Annotated in this window: 28 protein-coding genes; 3 read left to right on the top strand and 25 right to left on the bottom strand. The window is 42.2% G+C overall.

Going from position 1 to position 26242, the window contains the following annotated elements:
* Window positions 1-16: 16 nt before the first annotated feature.
* The 25 genes from QM870_RS01025 to QM870_RS00905 all read right to left on the bottom strand — a co-directional run bounded on the left by QM870_RS01025 (window position 17) and on the right by QM870_RS00905 (window position 23226).
* Window positions 17-976: an ROK family glucokinase gene (locus QM870_RS01025; protein WP_049493019.1), complete on the bottom strand. Its 960-nt coding sequence runs from the start codon at window positions 974-976 to the stop codon at window positions 17-19.
* An 86-nt stretch (window positions 977-1062) separates the two neighbouring features.
* Window positions 1063-1581 (bottom strand): hypothetical protein, encoded by a 519-nt coding sequence (locus tag QM870_RS01020; protein ID WP_024055631.1) that lies wholly within the window; start codon window positions 1579-1581, stop codon window positions 1063-1065.
* 9 nt (window positions 1582-1590) lie between these two features.
* The gene (locus QM870_RS01015) at window positions 1591-3459 is read right to left on the bottom strand and encodes an ABC-F family ATP-binding cassette domain-containing protein (protein WP_414368156.1); all 1869 of its coding nucleotides are present in this window, start codon (window positions 3457-3459) and stop codon (window positions 1591-1593) included.
* Window positions 3456-4667, bottom strand: a complete 1212-nt coding sequence (locus tag QM870_RS01010; protein WP_414368154.1) for a CCA tRNA nucleotidyltransferase — start codon at window positions 4665-4667, stop codon at window positions 3456-3458. The genes QM870_RS01015 and QM870_RS01010 overlap by 4 nt, the downstream gene beginning before the upstream one ends.
* A complete protein-coding gene (dapB, locus tag QM870_RS01005; protein WP_414368151.1) occupies window positions 4664-5431 on the bottom strand; it encodes a 4-hydroxy-tetrahydrodipicolinate reductase in 768 nt (255 codons plus the stop codon). Before dapB ends, QM870_RS01010 begins: the two co-directional genes overlap by 4 nt.
* A gap of 10 nt (window positions 5432-5441) precedes the next feature.
* Window positions 5442-6290 (bottom strand): DegV family protein, encoded by an 849-nt coding sequence (locus QM870_RS01000; protein ID WP_003007460.1) that lies wholly within the window; start codon window positions 6288-6290, stop codon window positions 5442-5444.
* A 3-nt stretch (window positions 6291-6293) separates the two neighbouring features.
* A complete protein-coding gene (locus QM870_RS00995; RefSeq protein ID WP_003001888.1) occupies window positions 6294-6668 on the bottom strand; it encodes a DUF1149 family protein in 375 nt (124 codons plus the stop codon).
* A gap of 201 nt (window positions 6669-6869) precedes the next feature.
* Window positions 6870-7307, bottom strand: coding sequence for a hypothetical protein (locus QM870_RS00990; protein WP_414368148.1), 438 nt, complete (start codon window positions 7305-7307; stop codon window positions 6870-6872).
* A gap of 137 nt (window positions 7308-7444) precedes the next feature.
* On the bottom strand, window positions 7445-8521 hold the full coding sequence (locus QM870_RS00985) for a hypothetical protein (protein ID WP_414368146.1): 1077 nt from the start codon (window positions 8519-8521) through the stop codon (window positions 7445-7447).
* Window positions 8522-8578: 57 nt separating this feature from the next.
* Window positions 8579-9016, bottom strand: a complete 438-nt coding sequence (locus QM870_RS00980; RefSeq protein ID WP_414368143.1) for a hypothetical protein — start codon at window positions 9014-9016, stop codon at window positions 8579-8581.
* A 121-nt stretch (window positions 9017-9137) separates the two neighbouring features.
* Window positions 9138-11141 (bottom strand): PTS fructose transporter subunit IIABC, encoded by a 2004-nt coding sequence (locus QM870_RS00975; protein ID WP_414368140.1) that lies wholly within the window; start codon window positions 11139-11141, stop codon window positions 9138-9140.
* Window positions 11138-12049 (bottom strand): 1-phosphofructokinase, encoded by a 912-nt coding sequence (pfkB, locus tag QM870_RS00970; protein WP_049472531.1) that lies wholly within the window; start codon window positions 12047-12049, stop codon window positions 11138-11140. Before pfkB ends, QM870_RS00975 begins: the two co-directional genes overlap by 4 nt.
* A complete protein-coding gene (locus QM870_RS00965; RefSeq protein WP_414368136.1) occupies window positions 12046-12789 on the bottom strand; it encodes a DeoR/GlpR family DNA-binding transcription regulator in 744 nt (247 codons plus the stop codon). Before QM870_RS00965 ends, pfkB begins: the two co-directional genes overlap by 4 nt.
* 234 nt (window positions 12790-13023) lie before the next feature.
* On the bottom strand, window positions 13024-15345 hold the full coding sequence (locus QM870_RS00960; protein ID WP_414368133.1) for a CAP domain-containing protein: 2322 nt from the start codon (window positions 15343-15345) through the stop codon (window positions 13024-13026).
* A gap of 416 nt (window positions 15346-15761) precedes the next feature.
* Window positions 15762-16478 (bottom strand): tRNA (guanosine(37)-N1)-methyltransferase TrmD, encoded by a 717-nt coding sequence (trmD, locus tag QM870_RS00955; protein ID WP_155167710.1) that lies wholly within the window; start codon window positions 16476-16478, stop codon window positions 15762-15764.
* On the bottom strand, window positions 16468-16986 hold the full coding sequence (gene rimM / locus QM870_RS00950; protein WP_414368129.1) for a ribosome maturation factor RimM: 519 nt from the start codon (window positions 16984-16986) through the stop codon (window positions 16468-16470). Before rimM ends, trmD begins: the two co-directional genes overlap by 11 nt.
* 53 nt (window positions 16987-17039) lie before the next feature.
* Entirely contained in the window at window positions 17040-17372 is a 333-nt protein-coding gene (locus QM870_RS00945; protein ID WP_049522796.1) for a MazG nucleotide pyrophosphohydrolase domain-containing protein, read from the bottom strand.
* 42 nt (window positions 17373-17414) lie between these two features.
* A complete protein-coding gene (kphA, locus tag QM870_RS00940; protein WP_003001620.1) occupies window positions 17415-17654 on the bottom strand; it encodes an RNA-binding protein KphA in 240 nt (79 codons plus the stop codon).
* Window positions 17655-17674: 20 nt separating this feature from the next.
* On the bottom strand, window positions 17675-17947 hold the full coding sequence (rpsP, locus tag QM870_RS00935; RefSeq protein ID WP_003007475.1) for a 30S ribosomal protein S16: 273 nt from the start codon (window positions 17945-17947) through the stop codon (window positions 17675-17677).
* 123 nt (window positions 17948-18070) lie between these two features.
* Window positions 18071-18760 carry a pyrimidine 5'-nucleotidase PynA gene (gene pynA / locus QM870_RS00930; protein ID WP_049486146.1) on the bottom strand — a complete coding sequence of 230 codons (690 nt, stop codon included), beginning with the start codon at window positions 18758-18760 and terminating at the stop codon, window positions 18071-18073.
* On the bottom strand, window positions 18760-19254 hold the full coding sequence (locus tag QM870_RS00925; RefSeq protein ID WP_003001664.1) for a YkgJ family cysteine cluster protein: 495 nt from the start codon (window positions 19252-19254) through the stop codon (window positions 18760-18762). The genes pynA and QM870_RS00925 overlap by 1 nt, the downstream gene beginning before the upstream one ends.
* Before the next feature lie 84 nt (window positions 19255-19338).
* On the bottom strand, window positions 19339-19983 hold the full coding sequence (locus QM870_RS00920) for a hypothetical protein (protein ID WP_049496258.1): 645 nt from the start codon (window positions 19981-19983) through the stop codon (window positions 19339-19341).
* Window positions 19984-20096: 113 nt separating this feature from the next.
* Window positions 20097-20741 carry a hypothetical protein gene (locus QM870_RS00915; RefSeq protein ID WP_414368125.1) on the bottom strand — a complete coding sequence of 215 codons (645 nt, stop codon included), beginning with the start codon at window positions 20739-20741 and terminating at the stop codon, window positions 20097-20099.
* 154 nt (window positions 20742-20895) lie between these two features.
* Window positions 20896-22722: a translation elongation factor 4 gene (gene lepA, locus QM870_RS00910; protein ID WP_031577086.1), complete on the bottom strand. Its 1827-nt coding sequence runs from the start codon at window positions 22720-22722 to the stop codon at window positions 20896-20898.
* 66 nt (window positions 22723-22788) lie between these two features.
* Window positions 22789-23226 carry a GNAT family N-acetyltransferase gene (locus QM870_RS00905; protein WP_414368122.1) on the bottom strand — a complete coding sequence of 146 codons (438 nt, stop codon included), beginning with the start codon at window positions 23224-23226 and terminating at the stop codon, window positions 22789-22791.
* Between the two features lie 195 nt (window positions 23227-23421).
* Between QM870_RS00905 and QM870_RS00900 the strand changes: the two genes are divergently transcribed.
* The 3 genes from QM870_RS00900 to pepT are packed head-to-tail and all read left to right on the top strand — an operon-like array spanning window position 23422 to window position 26218.
* Window positions 23422-24177 carry a LexA family transcriptional regulator gene (locus QM870_RS00900; protein WP_414368121.1) on the top strand — a complete coding sequence of 252 codons (756 nt, stop codon included), beginning with the start codon at window positions 23422-23424 and terminating at the stop codon, window positions 24175-24177.
* Window positions 24174-24995 (top strand): Cof-type HAD-IIB family hydrolase, encoded by an 822-nt coding sequence (locus QM870_RS00895; protein ID WP_414368118.1) that lies wholly within the window; start codon window positions 24174-24176, stop codon window positions 24993-24995. Before QM870_RS00900 ends, QM870_RS00895 begins: the two co-directional genes overlap by 4 nt.
* Window positions 24996-24997: 2 nt before the next feature.
* On the top strand, window positions 24998-26218 hold the full coding sequence (pepT, locus tag QM870_RS00890; protein WP_414368115.1) for a peptidase T: 1221 nt from the start codon (window positions 24998-25000) through the stop codon (window positions 26216-26218).
* Window positions 26219-26242 lie beyond the last annotated feature (24 nt).

Here is a 26242-nt window from a genome sequence, read left to right as displayed (position 1 = left end):
AAATCTCCTTTTAATCTTATTGTAATACTAGAGATGCGGCACCAATGACACCCGCATCATTTCCCAATGTAGCAAGCGCCAATTGGGTTGATTCACGTACTTGTGGGAATGAGTTTTCTTCAAAGACCTTGCGCACGCCATCCAAGAGGAAGTCTCCAGCCGCAGATACCCCACCACCGATAACGATCTTAGATGGGTTCAAGGTTGAACCAATATTGGCTGCAGCAAGTCCAAGGTAGCGTGAGAAGTTTCTGTAGACGATCAATGCAAGAGCATCGCCTTCTTTTGCTAGATCAAAGACTGTTTTAGCTGTCACTTCTTCACCGTTGTCGATCAAGACTTTCAATTGAGAGTCCCCTTCGTACTCATCGGCGTAACGACGAGTGAGGTTAACGATCCCAGTTGCTGAGGCAACCGTTTCAAGACAGCCTTTTTTACCACAGGTACATTGGATTGGATCATCAAAGTCAACCGTGATGTGACCAAGCTCACCAGCAGCTCCACGTACACCATGCAAGAGACGACCTTCAGCGACGATACCACCGCCGACACCTGTACCAAGTGTCATGAATACGACATCTGGTTGGTTTTCACCAGCCCCTTTCCAACGTTCACCCAAAGCAGCAACGTTGGCATCATTATCGATAAAGAATGGAATATGAAGGGCACTTTCGATCTTTTCTTTGACTGGTTGAAGAGTTTTCCAGTTCAAGTTGTAGGCACCGATAACTGTACCTTTTTCACGGTCAACGACACCAGGTGAACCCATTCCAATTCCTTGGAATTCAGAAGCATCAAGCTCAAGCATTTTCAAACGATGCGCGATGGATTCGATCATATCATCTACGATATGGCTACCTTCATCCAAGATATTTGTTTTAATAGACCATTTTTCTTGAACTTCCCCATCCAAAGTGAGGATAGCAAACTTAATTGAAGTTCCCCCAAGGTCAATCCCAATAATTTTTTTAGACATCTGTAACTCCTTTCAAACTTGTAAACACTTACAGATCTATTATATCAGACTTTTTATCAAACGCAAAGGTTTGCACGTAACTTTTCTTAACTTTTTAACAAGAGACTAAAGGATTGAAATCCTAGAATGAGGAAAATCAAGCCAATAATATTTAATAGAAAGACACTTATCGAGAGTGGACTAACGATTAAGAACAATCCAATAAAGAGTTGTAGCAAGGCAAAGAAAATATAACGCTTGGACAGTTCCTCAACCTTCCTCGAGTAGAAATTTGCTTTTCGGAAGTTTAAAATCGAACGGTAGATCAGCCAAATTCCTAAAGTAACGGGAAAGACAATCGGCAAGGTTTTGTAGCCATAGAGCAGTAAGTAGACCGCAAAAACCAAAGCGACCATACTGTGAAAGAGCTGTTGCTGCTGAATGATACCAGCCTGACGCAATCGGTAATAGCGTGAAAAACGCGAAAGGGAGATTAAAAAGAAACCACAGGAAATCAACCAGCTAAACGAGCCAATGTGCTCAATCGGATTGATAAACAAGACGATACCAATAATGGTAAAAATAGTAGCTGAAATCCCAAGGGATATCCGGTTCAATTGATTCATAGTGCCTCCTTATTCATCTAATTCGCTCAGGTATTCATAGCGATCGTACTTTTCAAGCAATCGCTCATTTTCCTGATCCAATTCCTTTTGAAGGGCTGACAATTTGCCAAAGTCAGAGCCGTTTTCATTCATCTCCACTTCAATCTCTGCGATCCGATTTTCAATGGCTTCGATATCTGCTTCAATACTCGCCCACTCCTGCTTTTCCATGTAGCTCATGCGCTTCTTCTCTTCTTTTGGCTTAACAGGTTTCTCTTTTTCAACCTTGTGACTGGCTGTTACTTGAGCTGCTTCAAAGGCTTTTTCATCCAGGTAATCCGTATAATTGCCAAAGAACTCACGAATGCCCCCATTTTCAAAAGCCAGGATCTTGCTCGCCACTTTGTCTAGGAAATAGCGGTCGTGGCTAACGGTAATGACGGGACCTCCAAAGTTTTGAAGGAAGTTTTCCAAAACCGTCAAGGTTGCGATATCCAAATCATTGGTTGGCTCATCGAGGAGAAGCACATTGGGTTTTTCAATCAAGAGTTTTAAGAGAAAGAGGCGCTTCTTCTCCCCACCGGAGAGTTTTTCAATCAAGGTTCCGTGCATAGAACGTGGGAAGAGAAATTGCTCCAAGAGATCTGCGATCGAAGTTGTTCCGACAGTAGTCTTCACTTCCTCAGCAACTTCCTGGAGGAAATTAATCACGCGCTTGCTCTCATCCAACCCATCAATCTGTTGTGAGAAATAAGCCACCCGCACGGTTTCTCCGATAATGACTTGCCCAGACTGAGGCTGGAGTCGCTCAGCGATCAGATTAAGTAGGGTGGACTTGCCGACGCCATTATCCCCGACGATCCCAATGCGGTCTTTGTTTTGCACCAAGAGGTTAAAGTCCTGTAAAATCGGCTTGTTTTCAAAAGCAAAACTCACATCTTTAAACTCGATAACTTTCTTTCCGATTCGGCTGGTCTCAAAGTTCATCTCCAAATCTGTCTGGCTGCTTTGACCAGACAAGTCTTGCTTGAGATCATGGAACCGATTGATGCGTGCCTGTTGCTTGGTCGCACGCGCCTGAGGTTGACGCCGCATCCAGGTCAACTCCTGCTTATAGAGTTGCTGCTTCTTATGAAGAAGGGCTGCATCACGCTCGTCTTGCTCAGCCTTTAAGCGGACATAATCCTGGTAATTGCCCTGATACTCAATCAAACTAGCCCGATCCAACTCAAAAATTCTTGTCGAGATATTATCCAAGAAATAGCGATCGTGGGTAATGAAGAGCACGGTTTTCTTAGAGTTCTTCAAGAAATTGGTTAACCATTCGATGGTATCAATGTCCAGGTGGTTGGTTGGCTCATCTAGTAAGAGCAGGTCGTGGTGAGACAGCAAAACTTGGGCCAGTTGCACCCGACGACGCAAGCCCCCAGATAGATCTCCAACTTTGGCATTCAAGTCTTCAATCCCAAGCTTAGAAAGGACTGTCTTGACCTGACTCTCGATTTCCCAAGCATTAAGCGAATCCATCTCCGCCATGACCTTTTCAAGACGTGCTTGGTTCTCTTCTCGGTAATCCGCCATCAAGTATTCATAATCGCGAATCAGCTGCATTTCACGCAAATCACTAGATAGCACCGTATCCAGAACCGTCTTTTGATCATCAAAATCAGGTTCCTGCGTCAAGTAGCCAATTGTATAATCACTCTTGGCAGAAAAAGGACTCACATCTCCATCAAAGCCAGAGCGACCTGACAACACATCTAACAGCGTGGTTTTTCCAGTCCCATTGACCCCGATCAATCCGATCCGATCCAAGTCGTGAATGATAAAGGAAATCTCACGAAAGACGGTCTTATCTCCGACAGATTTGGTTAATTTATCGACAATAAAATCGCTCATTTTTCCTCCTCTTTTGCTTGTTGGATATAGGCGATGATGGCTTCTTTCTCATTGGCCAGTTCCCCATCGACAATGGCATATTCAATTTTTGTCAAAATCTCTCCTAAAGCTGGACCAGGTTGAAAGCCGTAGTGCTTGATCAGCATACCGCCATTGACCACCACTTCATGCTTATCATGAATGGTCAAGCTATCATAAACGCGCTCAATGGCCAAATAATCCACACTCAAGGCATAGGCTTCCCGGAGCTCTTCTGCCACTAGCAACAAACGCTTCTCATACTTGTAACATGCACGCTTGTCTAGACTTCCTTTTTCTCGGAGCTTAAGAATCTCCACGATCTGCTCCACCGTCTTGGCAAAGTCTCTAGAGGTCTTCCATTTTTTAAAGAATTTTGGAATATCTTGAATCTCTAGTGCTAAGACCAAAGCAGCCCAGGCTTGCTCAGAAGTTGAAAAGGTATATTCCAGCTCTATGTCAAACAAACGCTCGATCGCTTCTTTACGATCCTTCATCTCTGGCAGATAGTGATAAGCTCCACTTGCCAGCATAGCCTCCAAGCCCTGTCTCCAGTATGGAGAAAGCAAGAGTTTATCAAACTCGATGAAGGTACGCTCTACGGAAATCTTCTCTAGTAAGGGAGCACACTCCTTCATGGCATCAAAGGTCGCCTCTTCTAATTCAAAGCCGAGACTGGCCTGAAAACGAAAGCCTCGCATGATCCGGAGTGCATCTTCGTTAAACCGTTCATGAGAAAGCCCAACTGCCCGAAGGACCCTGTTTTCTAAATCTTCTAGTCCATGAAAGAGATCAACAATTTCTCCTTTTTCATTTAAGGCAAAGGCATTAACCGTAAAATCACGACGCTTGAGGTCTTCTTCTAGCGAGCGTACAAAAGACACGGAACTCGGACGACGATAATCTACGTAGACATCCTCCGTCCGGAAGGTCGTAATTTCATATTCTTGACCATTTTCAAGAACCAAGACGGTCCCATGTTCGATACCGACATCTACTGTTCGATCAAAAATCGCCTTGGTCTCTTCTGGGTATGAGGAGGAAGCGATATCGACATCGTGAATTGGACGATCCAAGAGGGCATCACGGACAGATCCCCCTACAAAATAGGCCTCAAAACCAGCTGCTTTAATCTTCTCTAATATTGGTAAAGCCTCCTGAAACTCAGAAGGCATCTTTTCTAATCTCATAGTAAGTGTTCCAAACCATAAACAAGCTCATGACGCTTGACAACTTCTTTAATCCCTAGATTTACTCCTGTCATGAAGGAAACACGATCATAGGAATCATGACGGAGAGTCAACCCTTCGCCTTGGCTACCAAAAATCACCTCTTGGTGAGCGACTAGGCCAGGTAATCGAACCGAATGGATGCGCATCCCTTCAAACTCTGCCCCTCTTGCACCAGGCATCAACTCTTCTTCATCTGCTGCACCTTGCTGGATCTTCTCGCGCTTCTCAGAGATCAACTCAGCGGTCTTAATTGCTGTTCCACTCGGTGCATCTTTTTTCTTATCGTGGTGCAATTCGATAATTTCTACATTCGGGAAATACTTGGCTGCTTGCGCTGCAAATTGCATCAAGAGCACAGCTCCAATGGCAAAGTTCGGCGCGATCAAGCCACCCAAATCCTTTTCACGTGAAAGGTCTGTCAATTCTTGGATCTGCTCAGGAGTGAATCCAGTCGTTCCCACAACAGGCGCAAAGCCATTTTCAATTGCAAAGCGAGTATTTTCGTAAGCGACCTTGGGCATGGTAAAGTCCACCCAAACATCTGCCTCTAGACCCGCAACATCTTCTTTGCGGTTAAAGACAGGGACTCCTGCAACCTCTGTCTCATCAGTAAATGGATCGATCAAGCCGGCTAATTCTAGCTCAGGATCTTCTGAAACCATCTTGTAGGCTGCTTGCCCCATTCTACCCTTGAAACCCGCGATAATGACTTTAATTGACATAGAATTCTCCTTAAACGATGGGGATATACCCGACTGCTAAGCTATGGTCACCTAAGTGCGTCCCAATCACCCCTCCAAAGGTAGCAAAAGGAATGTCACCCTCCACTCCTTCTTCGATGAGCAGTTGGCGAAGTGCTTCTGCTTTTTCAGGGACATTGGCATGGATGACAAAGACTTGGTAATGACCATCTGCGATATCTGATACAACAATCTCTACCAAGCGTTTCATGGCTTTCTTTTCCGTCCGGACTTTCTCAAAGACCTCAATCACGCCTTCATCATTAAAATGAAGAATAGGCTTGATGCTCAAGAGGTTCCCAAGAATGGCAGCCCCATTTGACAGACGACCACCTTTAACCAAGTGGTTCAAATCATCCACCATGATATAGGCAGAGGTTCCATCAATCTGGTGTTGGACATTGGCAACAATCTCGTCGAAGGAACGGCCTTCACCAGCCCATTTCAAGCAGTCTTCTACCATCATCCCTAGAGGAGCACTGGTGATTTTTGAGTCCGGAAATTCGACGGTCAAGCCTTCGAATTCGTCCTTCAAATATTGGATATTTTGGTAGAAACCAGAAATACCAGATGACAAGAAAAGACCGATAGCATGCGTATAGCCCTTAGCTGTCAAACCAGATAAGACTTCTTCTAACTCTGCAACACTCGGCTGGCTAGTCTTTGGCAATTCCTTAGACGCAGCCATCTTTTGGTAGAACTCATCGTGTGTCAGGTTCTTCCCTTCTACATAAGACTCCCCATCGATATAGATCGGGATCTCTAAAATAAATAAGTCGTCGTGATGGAGCACGTCTTGCGGTAAATAGGCAGACGAATCCGTGATCACTGCTAATTTCATTGATTAAAACTCCAAATTAATACCCGGTAAATCGAGGGCAATTTCTGTGACTTCATAAGTCAAACGGTTGAGCATATTCAAGCAAGGACGAGCCAATTCTTCCACTTCGTCTTTGCTGAATTCACTTGGTTCATTGACATAACGACCAAACAAGTGGTTGATTTGAGTGATGGTTCCACTGATCACAAAACCGTCAAAAACGATCATGTAGCTCAAGATGACAATCAAAGAAGTCGTGTTTTGTTCTTGATCACGATTGATCAATTGAAAGTTTACATCTACTTTTGTTTCAGGGATGCCATTTTCTTTTTCCCACTCAAAATTACGAGCGTCATAGTGGTATTGGCTGACAAATTCTTTTTCACGTTGAATATCCATTTTTATTCTCCTAAAAATATGCGATAGGCTTATTATATCATAATTCAGCTCAAGATACCAACGCCGAATGAGGTGATTTTTTCACTTGTACAAGAAGAAAAGGCCGAGGAAGTTTGGCCATTCTTTAACTTGTTTTGCTCAATTCTTCGCTAACTCTTTTGTAAGGATCGAAAAAACAAGATAAAGACTTTTGAATGACGATTAGTCATAATAATACCAACCGCCATCCCTATAAATTCTTATGGGTTGCATCTCATAAATTCCAAATTCCTTTGGTGTGCTGGTAGCATTATCTAAAGAAAAGCCAACCATAAATTTCGTTTGTTCATTCTGATTCACCTTTCCTCGCAGTGTTAACATATAGCCACCGCCTTGAGGTGTTCCATTGCTTACCTGACCAACTTCCATACTCTCCCAATCAAACTGGACACTTTTAACTTTAGGACTCAAAGATTTTACAAAATCGGTCATATCTTTTTCATGTTCCCTTAAATAAGCCAGTTGCTTCTCTCTAGCGCTAAGTTGCTTACTTGATTGAGTGTCATTTGAAAAGATGCTTTGTTTTTGACTAGCAATGATCACACCCCCCGCAATTACAGCAGCGGTGGTTAAAAGAATTGCTAGTTTACCTTTTTTCATGCTTCAACCCCCTTGATAAGGAAAACTTATAATAATTGTATCGAAATATGAATAGATTGCAACAACATGACTAGATGATATTTATGTCGGAAAAGAAAAGGCCGGGGAAGCCCGACCATTCTTTAGACAGAGAATAACTAATTCTGTTCTACCAAAACCTTACGTTGCTTGGTTAGCTCATTGTCCTTTTCCACATCATAATAAGCTTCAAATTCTTCTTTGGTATTGACTTGATGGACTTGTCCATCTTTACTCAATTCTGCTGGAATTGTAATTCCTTCATAGAGATTAGTGTTCGCTGGGACCAATAGTTGGTACAAGTTGATAAACTCTTGGACATTGCCGTAAACAGTATCATAATTTAATTTAGCATCAAGCAGAATATATAATTGAGAATTCTTTTTACGGAGTAATTGGTAAGCTTTGGGATCAGACTTCTCTAGAACACTTCCCTTTAAATTATTAGGAAAGAAAGTTATTTGATTCTGCTTCATATCATCATATATAGTAGTGATTCCTACTGGGCCACGATTTTCAAGAATAACTTTTAATTTTCCTAAACCAACTAAAGGAGTTTCTATTCCTCTCAGTTCTTTTGAATCCTCCCATTCGATTTTCTTCGTTTCAAGATTGAGCCATAAATTTTTACTAACACGTTTGTTATCAGTAGTTCTATAGATTTTTATTGGGACATAATCTTTCCCATTAATTTCCTGGATATCTCCAGTCTCTGCTGGAAAATAATTTCTATTGTAATGTCTTACAAGCCGATAAAGATCTACTTCCTCCTTTTTAATATGCTTATTTTGAATTATATTAATAGAAAGTTTATAATATCCCTCTGATTCATCTTTTGGCCACTGATAGTCAGGTATATCCTTTAATTTTTTTAGAAATTCTCTAACAATATATTTCTGATTCGATGCACCATGGGCATTTAAAAGGTTCTCACTTGAATGTCGGTAGTACTTTGCAAATAACTTATCTTCCTCAGGAGTTAAAGACTTCCAATGGACAACAACTCCTCGACCATCCTCTAAAAATTGATAGGAATCAATTTCCCATTGTCCAGTGTAATAAAAATAATTCTCATATTTTTCACGTTCCTGCTTAGCTTTTTCTATTTTTTGCTGATGTTGATAGGTAAAAAGCCCAAAAACAGCGACTGCAATTGCTAGAACTAACGAAGTAGCAATAATTATTTTCTTTTTCATTTATCTTTTTTCCATTTCTATTATAAATCTAATAAATTGCTAAAAATTTTAAAAAGGCTACTCGTCAAAAAGTTTTCCTTCTACACGAAGTGGACTACCGCTACCAAAACCTTCGATTAAATCTTTCTCGCCATTTTTACCGTCTTTTAAATAGACCAAAACACTCCAACTTGAATTTTGGATATGATTAAATCCTCCATAGACCATAAGAATTTCGCCACCTCCTTGTGGCGTACCATTTCCTATCTCATCCCATTGCGTTTCATCCCAAGCAATCTGGACAGATTCAACTTTAGGACTTAACGATTTTACAAAATCTTCAATTTCTTTCGCATGCTTCTTTACATCTTCTAACTGTTGTTCCTTGGAACTGGCTTGCTTTGCTTGATGACTATTAATTGAAAACAAGTTTGGATGTTGAGAACCGATAATGTCCATTCCTGATAAAGTAATTGCTGTAAATCCCAATATGAGAATTTTCTTCTTTTTTCTCATTGATCCTCCAAGAAAAATGCTTTCTACTATCATATCGAAATCTATAGAGATAAGCAACTTCATCACTAGTTGGTATTTTTGCGCAAAAAAAGGTTGGGCATTCCCAACCTTTTAATCATACTTAGTTTTTAGGTTTGCGAAGCAATCCGAACAAGATACCACTTACGACTGCACCGATCAATACGAACAAGATGTAAAGAAGTGGATTTGATGTAAGGGCGATAACGAAGATACCTCCGTGAGGAGCCATGAGTTTCAAGCCTGCAAAACCAACAAGGGCACCTGTCAAAGCTGAACCTGCAATGAAGCTAGGGATGGCACGAGCTGGGTCAGCTGCACCGAATGGAATGGCACCTTCTGTGATGAAGGAAAGACCCATGATAATGTTTGTCAAACCAGAATCGCGTTCTTCTTGTGTGAATTTATCTTTGAACAAGACTGTTGCCACAAAGACTGCCAATGGAGGAACCATACCAGCTGCCATAACGGCCGCCATAACTACTGAACCACCTGAAGTTAATGTAGCTGCTAGAGTACCTGTACCAAAGACATATGCTGCTTTGTTGACTGGTCCACCCATATCGACAGCCATCATACCACCGACAAGAAGACCAAGAAGGACTGCTGAGCTACCTGACAAGCTTGTAAGGAAGTTATTTAGACCAGTATTGATTGCTGCCATTGGAATATTTACAGCAAGCATTGCAAATCCAGTTAATGCCACACCAATTAGAGGCATCAATAAAATTGATTTCGCACCTTCAAGCGAACGAGGAACTTTTACGTATTTTTTAACTAACAAAACAATTCCACCAGCTAAGAAACCACCAACGAGAGCGCCGAGGAAACCTGATGACACCTGATGTGAAGTAATCTTCATAATCGCTTCTTCAGCTGCTTTTGGATCCAAGTCAGCAATTTTTGCATAAGCGACAATATTTCCAAATGCAAGACCTGCTTTTGCAATAGCACCAGCCACAAATCCAGCAATTAAACCTGGTTTTTCAGCAATTGAATAGGCGATAAATCCAGCAAGGATAGGTAACATAAAACTAAAAGCAGTATCACCTATTGCTTTTAATAGAGCTGGTAATTCGTGGTAACTACCTAAATGCGACAATTGTCCTTGAGGAACTCCAAGGATTTGGTCGAACAAGAAGGCAAGGGCGATCAAGATACCACCACCGATAACGAATGGAAGCATTTGAGAAACCCCACTCATCAGGTGTTTATAGAAGTCTCCACCTAAGCTCAATTTTTCTTGGCTAGCGCTAGCTTGTGCAGCATTTTCAGCGTGGAAGACATCTGCTTTGCCATCCAAGATGGTTTGGACCAATTCTTCTGTCTGACGGATACCGGCTGCGACTGGTTTAGAGATCAATTTTTTGCCATCGAAACGAGCGGTTTCAACTGCTTTATCAGCTGCAATGATGACCCCTTCAGCTTTGGCGATTTCTTCAGCTGTCAAGCGGTTGCCGACACCAGATGCACCGTTGGTTTCAACGCGGACCGTAACACCCATTTCTTCCCCTTTTTTGATGAGGGCTTCTTCTGCCATGTAAGTGTGGGCGATCCCTGTTGTACATGCTGTAACGGCAACGATCAGAGGTTTGTCAGATGAAGCTGCTTCTTTGACCGCTTCTGCTTTTTTCGCTTCTTCAGCTGCAGCTTCTTGCTCTTCTGCATCAAAGGCAGCGATCACTTGATCAGGAGTGCTTGCTTGGCGAAGTTTGTCCGCAAATCCTGGTTTCATCAAGTACTTAGACAATTCAGCTAGGGCTGCCAAGTGAGTGTCGTTTGCTCCTTCTGGAGCTGCGATCATGAAGAACAAGTCTGTTGGTTGGCCATCAAGAGAAGCATAGTCCACACCCTTGTTTGATTTTGCAAACAAAACTGTTGCTTCTTTAACTGCTTCATTTTTGCTGTGGGGCATAGCAATTCCGTCACCCAAACCAGTTGAAGTCTGTGCTTCACGGTTCATGATTCCAGCCTTGAAGGTGTCAAAATCTGTCACCACACCATTGTCAACGAGCGATTGAACCATCTCATTGATTACGCCCTCTTTATCTGTTGCCTGAAGGTCAAACAACATCACGTTTTTATTTAAAACGTCTTGAATTTTCATAGTTTTTCTACCTCTACTTTTTCATAAGTTTCTTTTATATAGTCAGCTGTTGCCAAATCATCTGAGAAGGTGGTCGCTGTTCCACAAGCCACGCCCCATTTGAAGGCTTCGATGACATCTCCTGTTGTTGCGAGCTTCCCAGTGAAGCCTGCCACCATGGAATCTCCAGCCCCAACAGAGTTCTTGACTTGTCCTTTGATTGGTTTTGCAAAGTAAGTTCCACTAGGACTGACAAGGAGAGCACCATCACCCGCCATGGAAATAATGACGTTTTGTGCTCCTTTGGCTAAAATTTCTTTAGCATAGCGTTCAATTTCTGGCAATTCCGTCAAGGTAACGCCAAAAATATCTCCCAACTCATGGTTGTTTGGTTTGACCAATTGGGGATTGAACTCCAAGGAATCAATCAAGGTTTGCCCTTCAAAGTCGCAAACCACTTGCGCACCTGTCGCACGAGTTGCTGCGATCAATTGTTTGTAAACGGCATTTCCAAGTGAAGATGGGGCAGATCCTGCAAAGACTACCACATCATCCGCTGTTAAGCTCGATAAGATGTTGAGCAATTCTTGCAACTGAGCTTCTGTCACTTCTGGGCCATTCCCATTGATCTCTGTTTCCTCATCAGCTTTGATCTTGACATTTATCCGTGTATCTTGGTCTACTGTCACAAAGTTGGTTGAAATGGCTTCGCTGGTCAGTACGTCTTCAATGAAGCGTCCTGTGAAACCACCGATAAATCCAGTTGCTGTGTTCTCGATATCGAGCCGCTTCAAAACCCGACTGACATTGATTCCCTTACCACCGGCGAACTTATCTTCCGAAGCCATCCGATTGACCGCCCCTGTCTCTACATGATCGAGACGGACAATATAGTCAATGGCTGGATTTAATGTTACTGTATAAATCAAACCTCAATAACCTCCGTTTTTTCTTTTAAAACCTTTAATCGTTGCGGATCACATAGATTGGTAATGATCATGGCTCGCTTGATTGGAGCTACTTTGACAAAGGATGTCACTCCAATTTTTGAATCATCCGCTAGGATATAGGTTTTTTTTGCATTTTCGATAATCGCACGTTTGACAGATCCTTCTTCCAGGTCTGGAGTGCTGTAAAATTCATCATCGATTCCATTCATCCCAAGAAAGGCCTTGTCAAAATTCAACTGACCGATCTGATTGAGCGCGATCCCTCCGATACTTGCATCTGTAGAAGATTTTACCTTTCCACCGATGATGACCGTCGGAACATTTCGCTCGACCAACTTAGTCGCATGGTGAATCGAGTTGGTCACCACGGTTACAGTTGGATTGACAATTTCTTGTACCAAAAGTTCATTGGTCGTCCCGGCATCGATAAAGATTACGTCATGATCTTTGATCAATTCCGCCGCTTTTACAGCGATCTTTGACTTAATTTGAATGTTTTTGATAGATTTTTCTTTGTTGCTTTCTTCCTCTTGAAGAAAATGCAGGCTTTCCGCACCGCCGTGAACCCGGCGAAGTTTACTTTCAGCTTCTAATTCATCCAAGTCACGTCGAACCGTTGATTCAGACGTCCCCAGCTCTTGTACAAGGGTTTCTAAGGAAACAAACTTTTCCTTCAGTACCTTCTCGAGGATGAATTGTTTTCGTTCCGACTTAAGCATTTCTCCTCCTTTTGCAATCGATTACAAGGACTATTATACTCCTTCTTCAAAAATTGTCAACATTTTTTATCACTTTCTTTCACTTTCTTTCAACCTTGGACAAAAAAAGAGCGGGAAAGAACTCTCTTTGGTAAAAGAGTTCAGTTTCCCACCCCTGCGCAAGGCAGATCACATCAACTTTCGAGCTTAAAAGCCGACAAAGAATCCAATCCACCACCGCGCTTTCCATATTTCTTACTCATTTTTTGAAGATTGTTTCTTTTTCTTAAAGCCAAACAATCCAGCAAGTAGCCCGACAGCAACACCTGTTGTTGCTACTGCATATTTGGAAGAATCAGATCCAGCCACAGCTTGGCTGTTTTCTTTTTTCGGTTTGATTTCTTCTACCTTGGCTTCTTGTTTTGGAGCCGGAGTAGCTGTTGGTGCCTGCACTTGCGGACTATTGGTAGTTGTTGGAAGAACGGTTGGTCTATCCGAGAAAGTTGTTGGATTGCTTGAGCGGATATCCATTGGCATATCTGCTGCTTCTAAAATAGCTGGATCCATCCTTGACGCTAGATCTTCATATTGGGAATTCAACAGTTCCACGACACTTTGATACGATTGAAGAGTTGTGAATTCTGCTTCCAATTTTTCTTTTTTATTCTCTAAATTAGCCACTGCAGCTGATAAAACGGATTGGGCTTTGACCAATAATTCTGGAGCATTTTTAAAGTCAGAAAGACGTTTTTCAGCAGCAACCAGGCGCTCTTGAGCTGCCTTCAAGCCCTCATGCGCTTCTTGAACGACTTGTGCTTTTTCTGCTTCTTCTGCTTTTAAAAGATCTAATTTTTCACGCGCGGCCGCTAACAAATCCTTCGCTTTTTGAAGGGCTGCTTCTTTTGGCTGGATAGCTGCTTCAATCCGACCTCGAGATACATCAAGAGTCGCTTTTGCTTTTTCAACTGCATGATCCTTGCTAACGAGAAGAATCTTGTAATTTTGGATGGTCTTTTGGACATTGGCCATCTCTACTGCCACATTTGAATTAGCATGACGGGCATCTTCTAGTTTCCCTTGCAAGATAATGATTTGAGACTCTTGATTGGCCTTGTCTAGCTTGAGATTAGCGACTTCATCAGATTTTGCTTTGACATCTGATCTTGTCGTCGTAGCCCCAGCTCCCTGACGCAATTGATAAGCGAGTGCACTGGTTGACACTGCTGATTTGACAGGACTGTGTAAGAAAGCTGCTTCTGACATGGCATTGCTAGGGTCATAAGCGACTGATAAAGCTGTCGCTTTGTTGTCTACCATTTGGAGGTAATGACCAACCTTAGCAAAGGCCTCAGCCCCAATCTTCATATAGATATCGTTGGCATCAATTTGAGTTTCGTCTGTTGGTAGACCATATTGAGCCGCTACTTCTTGATAAGCCGCTTTTTCATTGTACCAAAAGTCAACCGCACCAGCAGGTGAGAAGCCATATGCAATGTTCTCGTTTGGCAAATACTTAAACATATGCCAGTTGGCTTTTTTGAAGTATTCCAACTGTACTTGACTGGCAGGAAGGGAATAAGGATCCAGCTCCAATTCAGGCAAGCCGGCATTGCGACGATAGCTATTGATGGCATCCGCAATTTCAAGAGCTCGAAGGTTGGCTTGCAAAGATCCAGACTCTCCAACTGTCAAGCCATCTTCTTCCCGACCACGCTTGTAGAGGGCTAAAGCACTCGCTGCAGCTTCATTGCCATTCTCGGCTAAGTGTTGCAAATAACCTTCATAAGTCGCTTGACTCAACTGAACTGGGCTATTGGCCGCTGCTTGTTCTAAGGCTGCCAATTCTGCTTCCTTGGTAGCGATGACCGCTTTCAAATCTGTCAGACGCGTTTGAGCCAGTTGAATGTCGCTCTCAATTTGAGCCACTGTATCTGAGCCAGTTTGCTGACTCGCTTGCAAGGTTGCAAGGTAATTCTGAGATTCTCGGATACTTTGCTCGACTTGGCTTTGCTCCAACAAGGCTTGGTTGAGCACATTCTCATCATTTGAAATCGGTGCTTTGGCTTGGTTCAATTCATTTTGTGCTACATCGACCAAAGATTCCTGAGCAGTAACTTGATTTTCCTGTTGACGAACAGCCTCTACAACTTGGTCATGTGCAGCTTCTGCTTCTCGAACCTTATTTTCTTCGATAGTCACATAGGCTTGCGCCACCTTAACGTCATTTTCTGCGTTCTGAATTTGTGCATTCGAAGTCGTTGCGATCAGGTTTTCGGCATCCGTCACTTCTGCTTTCTTTTCTTCCAGTTCTTGTCCAGCCGCCTTAACTTCCGTTTGAGCATCGATCACTTTTTGCTCTTGGTAGTGGACATCTTTCACCACTTGCCCTTTTTGAGCTGTAATTTGCTTCAACTCATCAACTGTAATTGGTTTTTCGACTACTTCCGTACTGTTAGTTTCTGCATTTTCATTTTGCTTCACTTCTTCCGCACTAGCCTTATGATGAAACATTCCAGACAGTACCGTTGTCGCCGCAACTCCTGTCGTAAAAACCGATTTTCCTAATTTCTTTCCCATTAAACTCACCCCCAAAACTGAATCATTTTCTTGAAGTTTCTCTACCCCCTAGCATACCACATTTTGTTACCAATAACTAGTAGGTTTAAAAAGTTTTTTTCATAAAATTTTGAGGCAAAAGAAAAACAGCTAAGGCTGTTATAGAATGTAGACAAACTATTTTAAAGTAAAATAAGTTAAATGATTCTGTAAAAAAATTAAAATGAGTTTTAATTTTAATATCGATTCAGAGGAATACCGAAACTTTCCACTGTGAGAAAAGTGCCTGAAACAATAACGTTTCAGGCACTCGGAATTATTGAGACCTTAGGCTCAATAATTAGTCATGGAACTTCGTAGAAGTTCGCTGACGTCCGTACTCACCTAAGGAAAGTTTTTAATATGACTTTGTCTTCAATCTGAAACAGCTGACGCTGTTAGTCTTCTTGTTTAATTTGTTCCAACATCTTCACTTCTTCTGCTGTCAATTCGTAGTTTTCTAGCAGGTCAGGGCGACGCTCCAAGGTCTTTTTCAAACTCTGATAAAGGCGCCATTGACGGATATTTTCATGGTGCCCACTCATGAGAACATCTGGAACTGTCATTCCTCTGTATTCATAAGGCCGTGTGTATTGAGGGTATTCTAGAAGACCAGAGGAGAAACTGTCATCCTGGTGACTAGACTCTTTGCCGATCACTTCTGGAATCAAGCGTACCGTCGCATCAATCATGGTCATGGCAGCAAGTTCCCCACCCGTCAGGACATAATCGCCAAGAGATATCTCATCCGTTACCAAGGTCTTGATCCTCTCGTCGTAGCCCTCATAGTGGCCACAGATAAAGATCAATTCTTCTTCCTGAGCCAACTCTTCTGCGTAGGCTTGGTCAAAGGTCCGACCAGCAGGATCCAGCAGGATCACGCGCGGATTCTTCTTCTCAATCGCATCAAAGGCATCAAAAATCGGCTGAGCTCGCAAGAGCATGCCTTGCCCGCCACCATAGGGTTCATCATCCACATGCCGCGCCTTCTCTGCATTTTCGCGGAAATTATGGTAGTTGATCTCTAATAGACCTTTTTCACGAGCCTTTCCGACGATGGAGTGCTCCAGGGGTGAAAACATCTCTGGAAAGAGGGTTAAAATATCAATCTTCATCGTCTAACCCTTCCAAGATATCTACATCCACTCGGTTTCCTGGAATATCAATATGGAGGACCACTGGTGGGATATAAGGCAAGAGAAGGTCTCGTTTACCTTTGCGTTTGACCACCCAGACATCATTGGCACCTGGTTGAAGGATCTCCTTGATCTGACCGATGAGCTGGTCATTTTCATAAACATCAAGGCCAATAATCTCGTGGTAGTAAAATTCACCCTCCTCCAAATCCGTCAAGTCTTCCTCGGAAACCTTGAGACTAAAACCCTTGAACTTTTCGATGGCATTGATATGGTACATATCCTTAAACTTGATGATATCAAAGTTCTTGTGCTTACGGTGACTGGCAATGGTCACTGTTTGGACAAACTGATCCTTCTCATCGAAGAGAGCCAACTCCGCTCCTTTTTTAAAGCGCTCTTCCGCAAAGTCTGTCACAGACAAGATCCGCATCTCCCCTTGTAAGCCTTGGGTATTGACAATTTTCCCAACATTAAAGTAATTCATGATTTCTCCAGTGTAGTTTATTCACTCTATTTTATCACGTTCAAGAGATTTTCTCAAATGGACTTATCTGCTAGAAACTGCTCCAAATCCCGCTCGTGCTGGTATTTTACGGCTGCTGTTTTATCTTTTTCAAAGATAGTTTTAGTAAGGTCGATTTCATTAATGGCCGCGATAGCGACCGTGTAGTGAATCATATCAGCTAGTTCTTTAGCCAATTCCTCATTTGAATCTTGGACACCCGCTTTCCGTCCAGAACGTCCATTTAACACCTCGGCTACTTCGCCAACCTCTTCAACCAGCTTGATAAACAAACCTTCTTCCGTCCGGGTATTCTGGTAATGTTCTTGTAAATAGGCTTGTAACTGGCCAATGGTCACTTCTTTCATTCTTTCTCCTTCCAACAAAAAACGGGACCAAGTCCCGCCTTTTTATTTTTCGTCAATAACGATTCTTACTTTTTTATCTTCAGTTGGGACAGAGTAGACAATCGTTCTTATCGCAGAAATGGTGCGACCTTTTCGACCGATTACACGACCAACATCGCTAGGATCAAGGTCAAGGTGGTACTCCAAAAATTCAGGAGTATCTTCGATCTTGATGGTTAAAGCATCCGGTTGTGAAATCAAGGGTTTCACAATTGCAATAATGAGATTTTCAATCGTATCCATACATCAACCTACTTAAAAAATTATTTTGAGAATTTAGAATCGTGGAATTTCTTCATCACACCAGCTTTTGAAAGGATGTTGCGAACTGTATCTGAAGGTTGAGCTCCATCAGCCAACCATGCAAGAACGCGGTCTTCTTTCAAAGTTACTTGGTTTTCTTCAACAAGTGGATTGTAAGTTCCAACTGTTTCGATGAAACGTCCATCACGTGGTGAACGTGAATCTGCTACGTTAATACGGTAGTAAGGTTTTTTCTTAGAACCCATACGAGTCAAACGAATTTTAACTGCCATTTTTATAAGTCTCTTTTCTATATTTTAATTTTCGGTGAAATAGACAAGCTATTTAGCACATGATCTATTATAACACATTTTATAGAGCTGTCAAGAAAAAAACTTGACAGTATTTAAAATTTTTTATTTTATCAGTAAATCGGCGATTTCTTGATAGTTGCTAACGGTATAAGTCGGTACTACCAGGCTGGTATTTTCCTTACGATCAGGATTATACCAGACGGTATCAATCCCCGAAGCATTTCCTCCTGCGATATCCGCCGTCAAGGAATCTCCGATCATAAGGGTCTCTTCCTTGCTAAAACCTGGAATCAGTTGGCCAACTTTGTCAAAAAATGCAGGTTCTGGTTTCTGAGTATGAAGCTGTTCAGAGATAAAGACCTCTTTGAAATAAGAAGCAATTGTAGAATGAGCTAAGCGTCCTTCTTGAATGGCAGTCACTCCGTTCGTTGCACCATAGAGCTGGTAACCTGCTTTTTCAAGTCGAGCCAGTAAGTCCTCCGCACCGTGGAAAGACTGCCCCTGAAGACTGATGTAATCTTGGTAGCGAAGAGCCATCTCAGCCCCATCAACCGTGATCCCAAAGTGGGCAAACCCAATTGCAAACCGACTATCCACGAGCTCTTGCTTGGTTAATTTCTTTTGTTCCAAATCCTTCCAGAGCCCTTGGTTCATGGGTTTGTAGTAATCCTTAAAGGCCTGTACATCTGGAAAATTCATGTCTTCTAACATCTGCGTCAAGGCTGTTTCTTCAGCAGATTCAAAGTCCAACAAGGTATGGTCCAAATCAAAAAGTAAAAATCTATATGCCATTACAAACGATCCTTCAATTTTTCTACAAATAAATAAGCCGCTGGGCAAGTGAGGGTATTCTTGATGGTTAGATGGTTGATCTGATAAATCTTCTTGCGATCGGTGTGAGGGAATTCCCGACAAGCTTTTGGACGAACATCATAAATGGAACAGAGATTGTCCCCACCAAGAAAGGGGCAAGGCATGGATTTAAAAACCTTGTCCCCATCTTCGTCAACTTGAAGAAATTCTGCCTCAAAAGCAGGAAGTTTCATCTTGAAATATTTGGCGATCCGCGTGATATCGGCTTCCTTAAAATCGGGCCCTAAGGTCTTGCAGCAATTGGCACAAGCCGTACAGTCGATTTCTTGGAAAACTTCATCGTGGATTTCTTGCGCTATTTTATCTAAATTCTTAGGTGGCTTCTTCTTGAGATTCGCCAATACCTTGCGGTGCTCCTTTTGCTTTTGGAGAGCTAACTGATGGTATTTTTCAATATCAATTTCCTGTGTCATCCTCTATTTCCTCTTCTAAACAATAGAAAGATTATACCACAAAGACTCTAAAAAAAGATAGATCCTGAGATCTATCTCACTTGATTAATCCGTTACGGCACCCGTTCCGTCTAGGCTCCAAGTGTTTTCGACATAAGGAGTAAATTGAGTTATTGTTTTCTCAAATCCTTCAACAACAATCAAATAAACCTTATCATCTTTTTGGAATACCCAACCAGCAACCTGCAGGCCTGACTTGAGAAAAATATGTATTTTAAGCGACTCATTTCCTCCAACAGTCGTCGTAGATTTTGTCATTTTCTCAACAATTTTATAATCATTCCACTTACTCTCCAATCTTTGAGCTATTAGCTCTGCATTAAATTCCACTCCTTCAGGGACATTTGCTTTTTCTCTAGTGGCAGCATTTAAAACAATAATATTGAAGGCGTTTTTATCTGTATACTGAATATTATCTCCGACTTGGATACTATCATTCTTTTTCCAGTCACTTGGAATATTGACATAGCCATAATCTGCTGATCCAATTCGTTTCGTTTTCACATTCCCCTTATCACTATCTGGAATTTTTTTCTCTACATTACTACTTGAATTTGTTGTCTCTTTCACCACATTCGTGGAACTAGATGCTGCCGATGATTTACTAGACTCTTTCTTTGGACTAGTACAAGCAGAAAGGCTTACAACAGACAAAAACGTAACAGACGCGAGTAGGAACTTATTTTTCATATTCTCTCCTCAATGATGTATTTACTTTCCTCTAGTCTACCATGATTTTCTAGGATTTGAAAGTACGATTTCTATAGCATAAAGAGACTAGAAATGATTCTAGCCTCTCTTCATCAATCCGTCACAGCGCCTGTACCATCTAGACTCCAAGTGTCTTCAATGTATGGGATAAAGGTTTTCAAGGTTTCTGCATCCCCTTCAAAAGAAATGGTATAAACTTTTTCACCCTTCTGGAAGATCCAAGTAATCAGGTATTGTCCAGATTTCATGACAATTTGAAGCTGGTAAGCATCCAGACCTGAGACTTTAGTCCGCGCTCCCGTCATCTTATCAACATCCTGGTTATCTTGCCACATTACGGCCAGTTTCTTGGCTAAAAATTCTGCATTAAACTCGATATCCGCAGGAACTTTGGCCTTTTCCCGCGTAAAGCTATTCAAGGTGACAATATTATAGCCGCTCCCATCCGTATACTGGACAGCTTCTGTCCCATCGATATCCGTGAACTTGAACCATTTACTTGGAATATCGATGTATCCATAATCTGCATTTCCAATCCGCTTGGTTTCTTGACTGGAAGTGTTTTTCTTTGTAGAAGCAGTATCCTTTGACGAAGAGCTGCTTGTTTGCTTTTCGACTTTGCTGCTACTTTCTTTTGTAGAAGAAGCTGCTGTGTCCTTTTGAGTGGTGTGACTACAAGCCATGAGTGTGCAGGTAGAAAGAATCGTCAGTGATGCGGTCAATAATTTGTGTTTCATGCTCAACCTCCTTGAGAACGTTTTCTTTCTTCTAGTCTACCATGAAAGTGGGTATTTTAAAATAGGATAAGTGTCACATCTGATGGAACCTTTCTCATTCAGTCTATTTCTTTTATACCTAAAACAAAAGTGCCCTTTTGAGGCACTTTAAATGTTATTCTTCATCCATTGACAAGACAGATAAGAAGGCTTCCTGTGGTACTTCTACAGATCCAATGGCCTTCATCCGTTTCTTACCAGCTTTTTGTTTTTCAAGAAGCTTGCGTTTCCGTGAGACGTCCCCACCATAACACTTGGCCAAGACGTTCTTACGAAGGGCCTTGATATCTGTACGGGCCACGATCTTATGACCGATCGCTGCTTGGATAGGCACTTCAAACTGTTGACGAGGGATAATTTTCTTGAGTTTCTCAACGATCAACTTACCACGTTCATAGGCAAAGTCCTTGTGAACGATAAAGCTGAGGGCATCGACGGTATCGCCATTGAGAAGGATATCCATTTTAACCAATTTAGAAGGACGGTATTCAGACAACTCATAGTCAAAGCTCGCATAGCCACGAGTAGAGGATTTTAATTTATCAAAAAAATCAAAGACAATTTCTGCCAGGGGAATTTGATAGATGACATTAACCCGATTTTCATCGATGTAATCCATGGTCACAAAATCCCCACGTTTGCGTTGGGCCAGTTCCATGACAGCCCCGACAAACTCTTGCGGCACCATGATTTGGGCTTTTACATACGGTTCTTCGATCGAAGCGATCTTGGTTGGATCTGGAAACTCAGAAGGGTTGGAGACATCCAGTGCTTCTCCATCTGTCAAATTGACCTTGTAAATAACAGACGGCGCTGTCATGATCAAGTCAATGTTGAACTCACGCTCCAAACGCTCTTGGATAACGTCCATATGAAGGAGACCCAAGAAACCACAACGGAAACCAAAACCAAGGGCTTGAGACGTTTCGGGTTCAAATTGAAGACTGGCATCATTCAATTGCAATTTTTCCAAAGCTTCACGAAGATCATTGTATTTGTTAGATTCAATTGGGTAAAGACCAGCAAAAACCATTGGGTTCATTTGCTTGTATCCATGTAGTGGCTCACTTGCCGGATTGGAAGCTAGGGTCACCGTATCCCCGACACGGGTATCCGCAACGGTCTTGATAGAGGCCGCTATATAGCCAACATCCCCAGTTGCCAGGAAATCGCGTCCAACTGCTTTAGGAGTAAAAATCCCAACCTCGGTGACATCAAATGTCTTACCATTGCTCATGAGTTGGATCTTATCGCCTGGTTTGACCATTCCATTGACCACTCGGACCTGAAGGATTACCCCACGATAGGCATCATATACAGAGTCAAAGATCAAGGCTTGAAGAGGGGCTTCAACATCACCCGTAGGTGCTGGAACTTTCTCAACGATCTGCTCCAAAATTTCTTCAATCCCGATACCAGCCTTGGCAGAGGCTAGGACAGCTTCACTAGCATCCAGACCGATGACATCTTCTACTTCTGTGCGCACCCGTTCTGGATCTGCAGCTGGCAAGTCAATCTTATTAATGACTGGCAGGATTTCCAAATCATTGTCCAAAGCAAGGTAAACATTGGCTAGAGTCTGGGCTTCAATCCCTTGAGCGGCATCTACTACGAGAATGGCACCCTCACAGGCAGCGAGCGACCGCGAAACCTCATAGGTAAAGTCCACGTGTCCTGGTGTGTCAATCAAGTGGAAGATATAGGTTTCCCCATCTTTAGCCGTGTAGTTCAACTCTATGGCATTCAGCTTAATGGTAATCCCACGTTCCCGTTCCAGGTCCATACTATCTAAAAGTTGGGCTTGCATCTCTCGACTAGATACGGTTTCGGTTTTTTCTAAAATTCGATCGGCCAAGGTTGACTTTCCATGGTCAATATGGGCGATGATCGAGAAGTTCCGAATCTTCTCTTGTCGTTTTTTTAATTCTTCAAAATTTGGCATAATCATCTTCCTAGTAAATTTAATCGTACTCTTCATTATAACAAAAAAGATAGGCCTTTGCCTATCTTAATTCATTATTTTCAAAAATCGCTTCTGCGTTTTATTTCCCTCATAGCCAATGCGTTCGTAAAAGAGATGAGCTTCTTTTCGATGAGAGGCAGAATTTAAACGGATAAAAGCAGAATGCTTGCTTTTAGCAAGATCTTCTACTCGCTCCATCAATTGGCGACCGATCCCACGTCCTTGAGCAGATGGAAAAACCGCTAGCCCCAAAATATTTAGACCAGCATCACTATAGAGACTTTCATAAACTTCTGCTTCCACATAACCAAGAATATGGCCTGTTTGGTCCTCTTCATAAACAAAGCAAAAATGATCTGAATCTGGCAAATTAAATTTATCAATCTGAGCTGCCACTTTCTCCAGGGTCGAATCATACCCCAATGCTTGGTGACATAAATCTCTAATTTGACCTGCATCTTTGACTTGAACAGTACGAATCATAGCTCCACCTCCATGAACTCTTTGCTCTTATCTTAGATCTTTTTCCTCAAAAAGTAAAGGAATATCTGATAAAATTTAAAATGAAAATCCGATTTAGATCAAATTCATCTTTTTTCGCATTTATCAGGGATTTCTATTTACTTTTTCGATTTAATTCATTATAATAGTAAGGGTAGATACAAGGAGGTGAGTACGTTGGCCAGAGGTCGTGGAAAAGCAAGCCCTCAAGACAAAGAGGCATTACGGATTATATCGGAAAAGATCAGAGAATTACTGAAAGAACAAGGAAAAAAGCAGATCGAATTATCTCGTATTACTGGAATTCCTGCAAGTACCTTGACTGGATATGTAAAAGGAACTTCTCTTCCCGTTCCCGAAAATTTAGAGAAGATTGCAGCCTTTTTCCAGGTAGCAGTTGCTGATATTGACCCTCGATTGCGCAATGATTTTGTGGTCATTGATTCAGAGATCGAACGATTGTATAAACAGCTCGATGAAGGAAATCAAGAAAATCTTCTTTCTTATGGAAAGAGTCTCTTGACCCATCAAAAAGAAAGACAGAAAATTGAAAAGCAATACCACTCGTATTCTGTCTATGATTCTTTTGCGGCCTACCAAAATCAGAAGCAAGCTGATATCGTCTGGTTTGATCAAAAGATTCCTTACGATTTGGCTTTTTGGATTCATACGGATTCCCTCGAGCCTAAATACGAAAAAGGGGCGGTTGTGTTAATCAAGCAAACCTATTATGATCAGGCAGGGGCTATTTATGCCATTGATTTTGATGGACAGACCTTGATCAAACGTGTCTTTCGTGAGGCCAACGGTATTCGACTGGTTTCCCTCAATAAGAAATATAGTGATCAAATCATTCCACTAGATGAGGAACCTGGGGTGATTGGAAAAGTGATTGATGGCTTTGTTCCTCTTGATTTGGAGGAACTCAAATGATTCAATTAATCGCGATTGACTTGGATGGAACCCTCTTGCATGAGGATAAGACTCTATCTAAAGGCAATATTGAAGCTCTTCACCGAGCCCATGAAGCCGGCTATGACATTGTGATCTGTACGGGGCGCCCTTTAGCGGGTGTACGTCCTATCTTTGAAGAGATTGGACTTCCTGATGGTAACTACTATATGATTATCAATAACGGGTGTACAACCTTGTCGACTCAGAATTGGGAAATCATTGGCAAGGAAGAATTGAGCCTTGAGGACATGCACCGGTTGCAAGTTTTGACGGAAGATACAGACGTCCAGCTAACCTTATTTGACATGGATCACTATCTAGTGGTTGCACCTGAAGCCAGTGAACTTGTCACGATGGATGCGGGCATTGTTAATAGTAAACCGACACCTGTCTCAGAAGAAGATCTGCCTGACCTTGTTCCTATTTTTCAAGCCATGTACGTAGGAGCTCCTTCTGCTATTGATGACTTCCAAGCTCAGTACGAGGCTGCATTAGAGGCCGATTTTAACACTGTACGTTCACAGGATATCTTATTTGAAATCCTTCCTAAAGGAGCGAGCAAGGCTTCTGCTCTTCAAGCATTAAGCCAAACATTAGGCTACAGGAGAGACCAGGTCATGGCTCTTGGAGATGCCAATAATGACCTTGAAATGCTACGTTTTGCTGGCTACAGCGTCGCTATGGGAAATGGCAATGCTGCTGTCAAGGAAATCGCAGACTTCATCACCTTGACTAATGATGAGGATGGCGTGGCCCATGCTATTCACAAATTAATTGAAACTGAAAAAGGAGAATGATCATGAAATACCAAAATTTGTTAGACCGTTTTATTACCTATGTAAAGGTTAACACACGCTCAGATGAAAATTCTACAACCACTCCAAGTACCCAATCACAAGTTGATTTTGCAACAAACGTCTTGATCCCTGAAATGAAACGCGTGGGTCTTCAAAACGTCTACTATTTGCCAAACGGCTATGCTATTGGAACACTTCCAGCTAATGATCCAAGCTTTACACGCAAGATTGGATTTATCTCTCACATGGATACCGCTGACTTCAATGCCGAAAATGTCAATCCACAAATTGTTGAGAATTATGATGGGGGTGTCATTGCCCTTGGTGACTCTGGTTTCACACTCGATCCAGCTGATTTTGCTCATTTGAACAACTACAAGGGACAAACCTTGATCACAACTGACGGTACTACTCTTCTGGGTGCAGACGATAAGTCAGGTATCGCTGAAATCATGACAGCTATTGAATACCTGACAGCTCATCCTGAAATCAAACACGGAGAAATCCGTGTCGGCTTTGGTCCCGATGAAGAAATCGGAGTCGGAGCAGATCAATTTGATGCAGAGGATTTTGATGTAGACTTTGCCTATACTGTCGATGGTGGTCCTCTCGGAGAGCTTCAATACGAAACCTTCTCAGCAGCTGGAGCTGAAATCACCTTCAAAGGACGCAATGTCCACCCAGGTACAGCCAAAGGTCAAATGATCAACGCTCTTCAATTGGCCATTGATTTTCATAACAAACTCCCTGAAGGAGCACGTCCAGAATTAACTGAAGGCTATGAAGGCTTCTACCACTTGATGAACATCGATGGAACTGTCGAGGAAGCAAGTGCCAGCTACATCATTCGGGACTTTGAAACTGAAAGCTTTGAGAAACGCAAAGACCTTATGCAATCTATTGCCGATCAGATGAATGCGGAACTCGGTAGCGAACGCGTTCTCCTCACCCTCAAAGATCAGTACTATAACATGAAGCAAGTAATTGAAAAAGATATGACACCGATTACCCTTGCTAAGGAAGTCATGGAAGATCTTGGAATCACTCCAATCATTGAACCGATCCGCGGTGGTACAGATGGCTCTAAAATTTCCTTTATGGGGATTCCAACACCAAATATCTTTGCCGGTGGTGAAAATATGCATGGTCGTTTTGAATACGTTAGCCTCCAAACCATGGAACGCGCAGTTGATACCATTATCGGTATTGTGACCAAAAAATAAGAAACAAAAAAGGATTCGGATAGT

The organism is Streptococcus parasanguinis (assembly GCF_047463195.1).
Classification (GTDB): Bacteria; Bacillota; Bacilli; order Lactobacillales; family Streptococcaceae; genus Streptococcus; species Streptococcus parasanguinis_R.
This window is presented reverse-complemented; position numbering and strand designations above follow the sequence as displayed.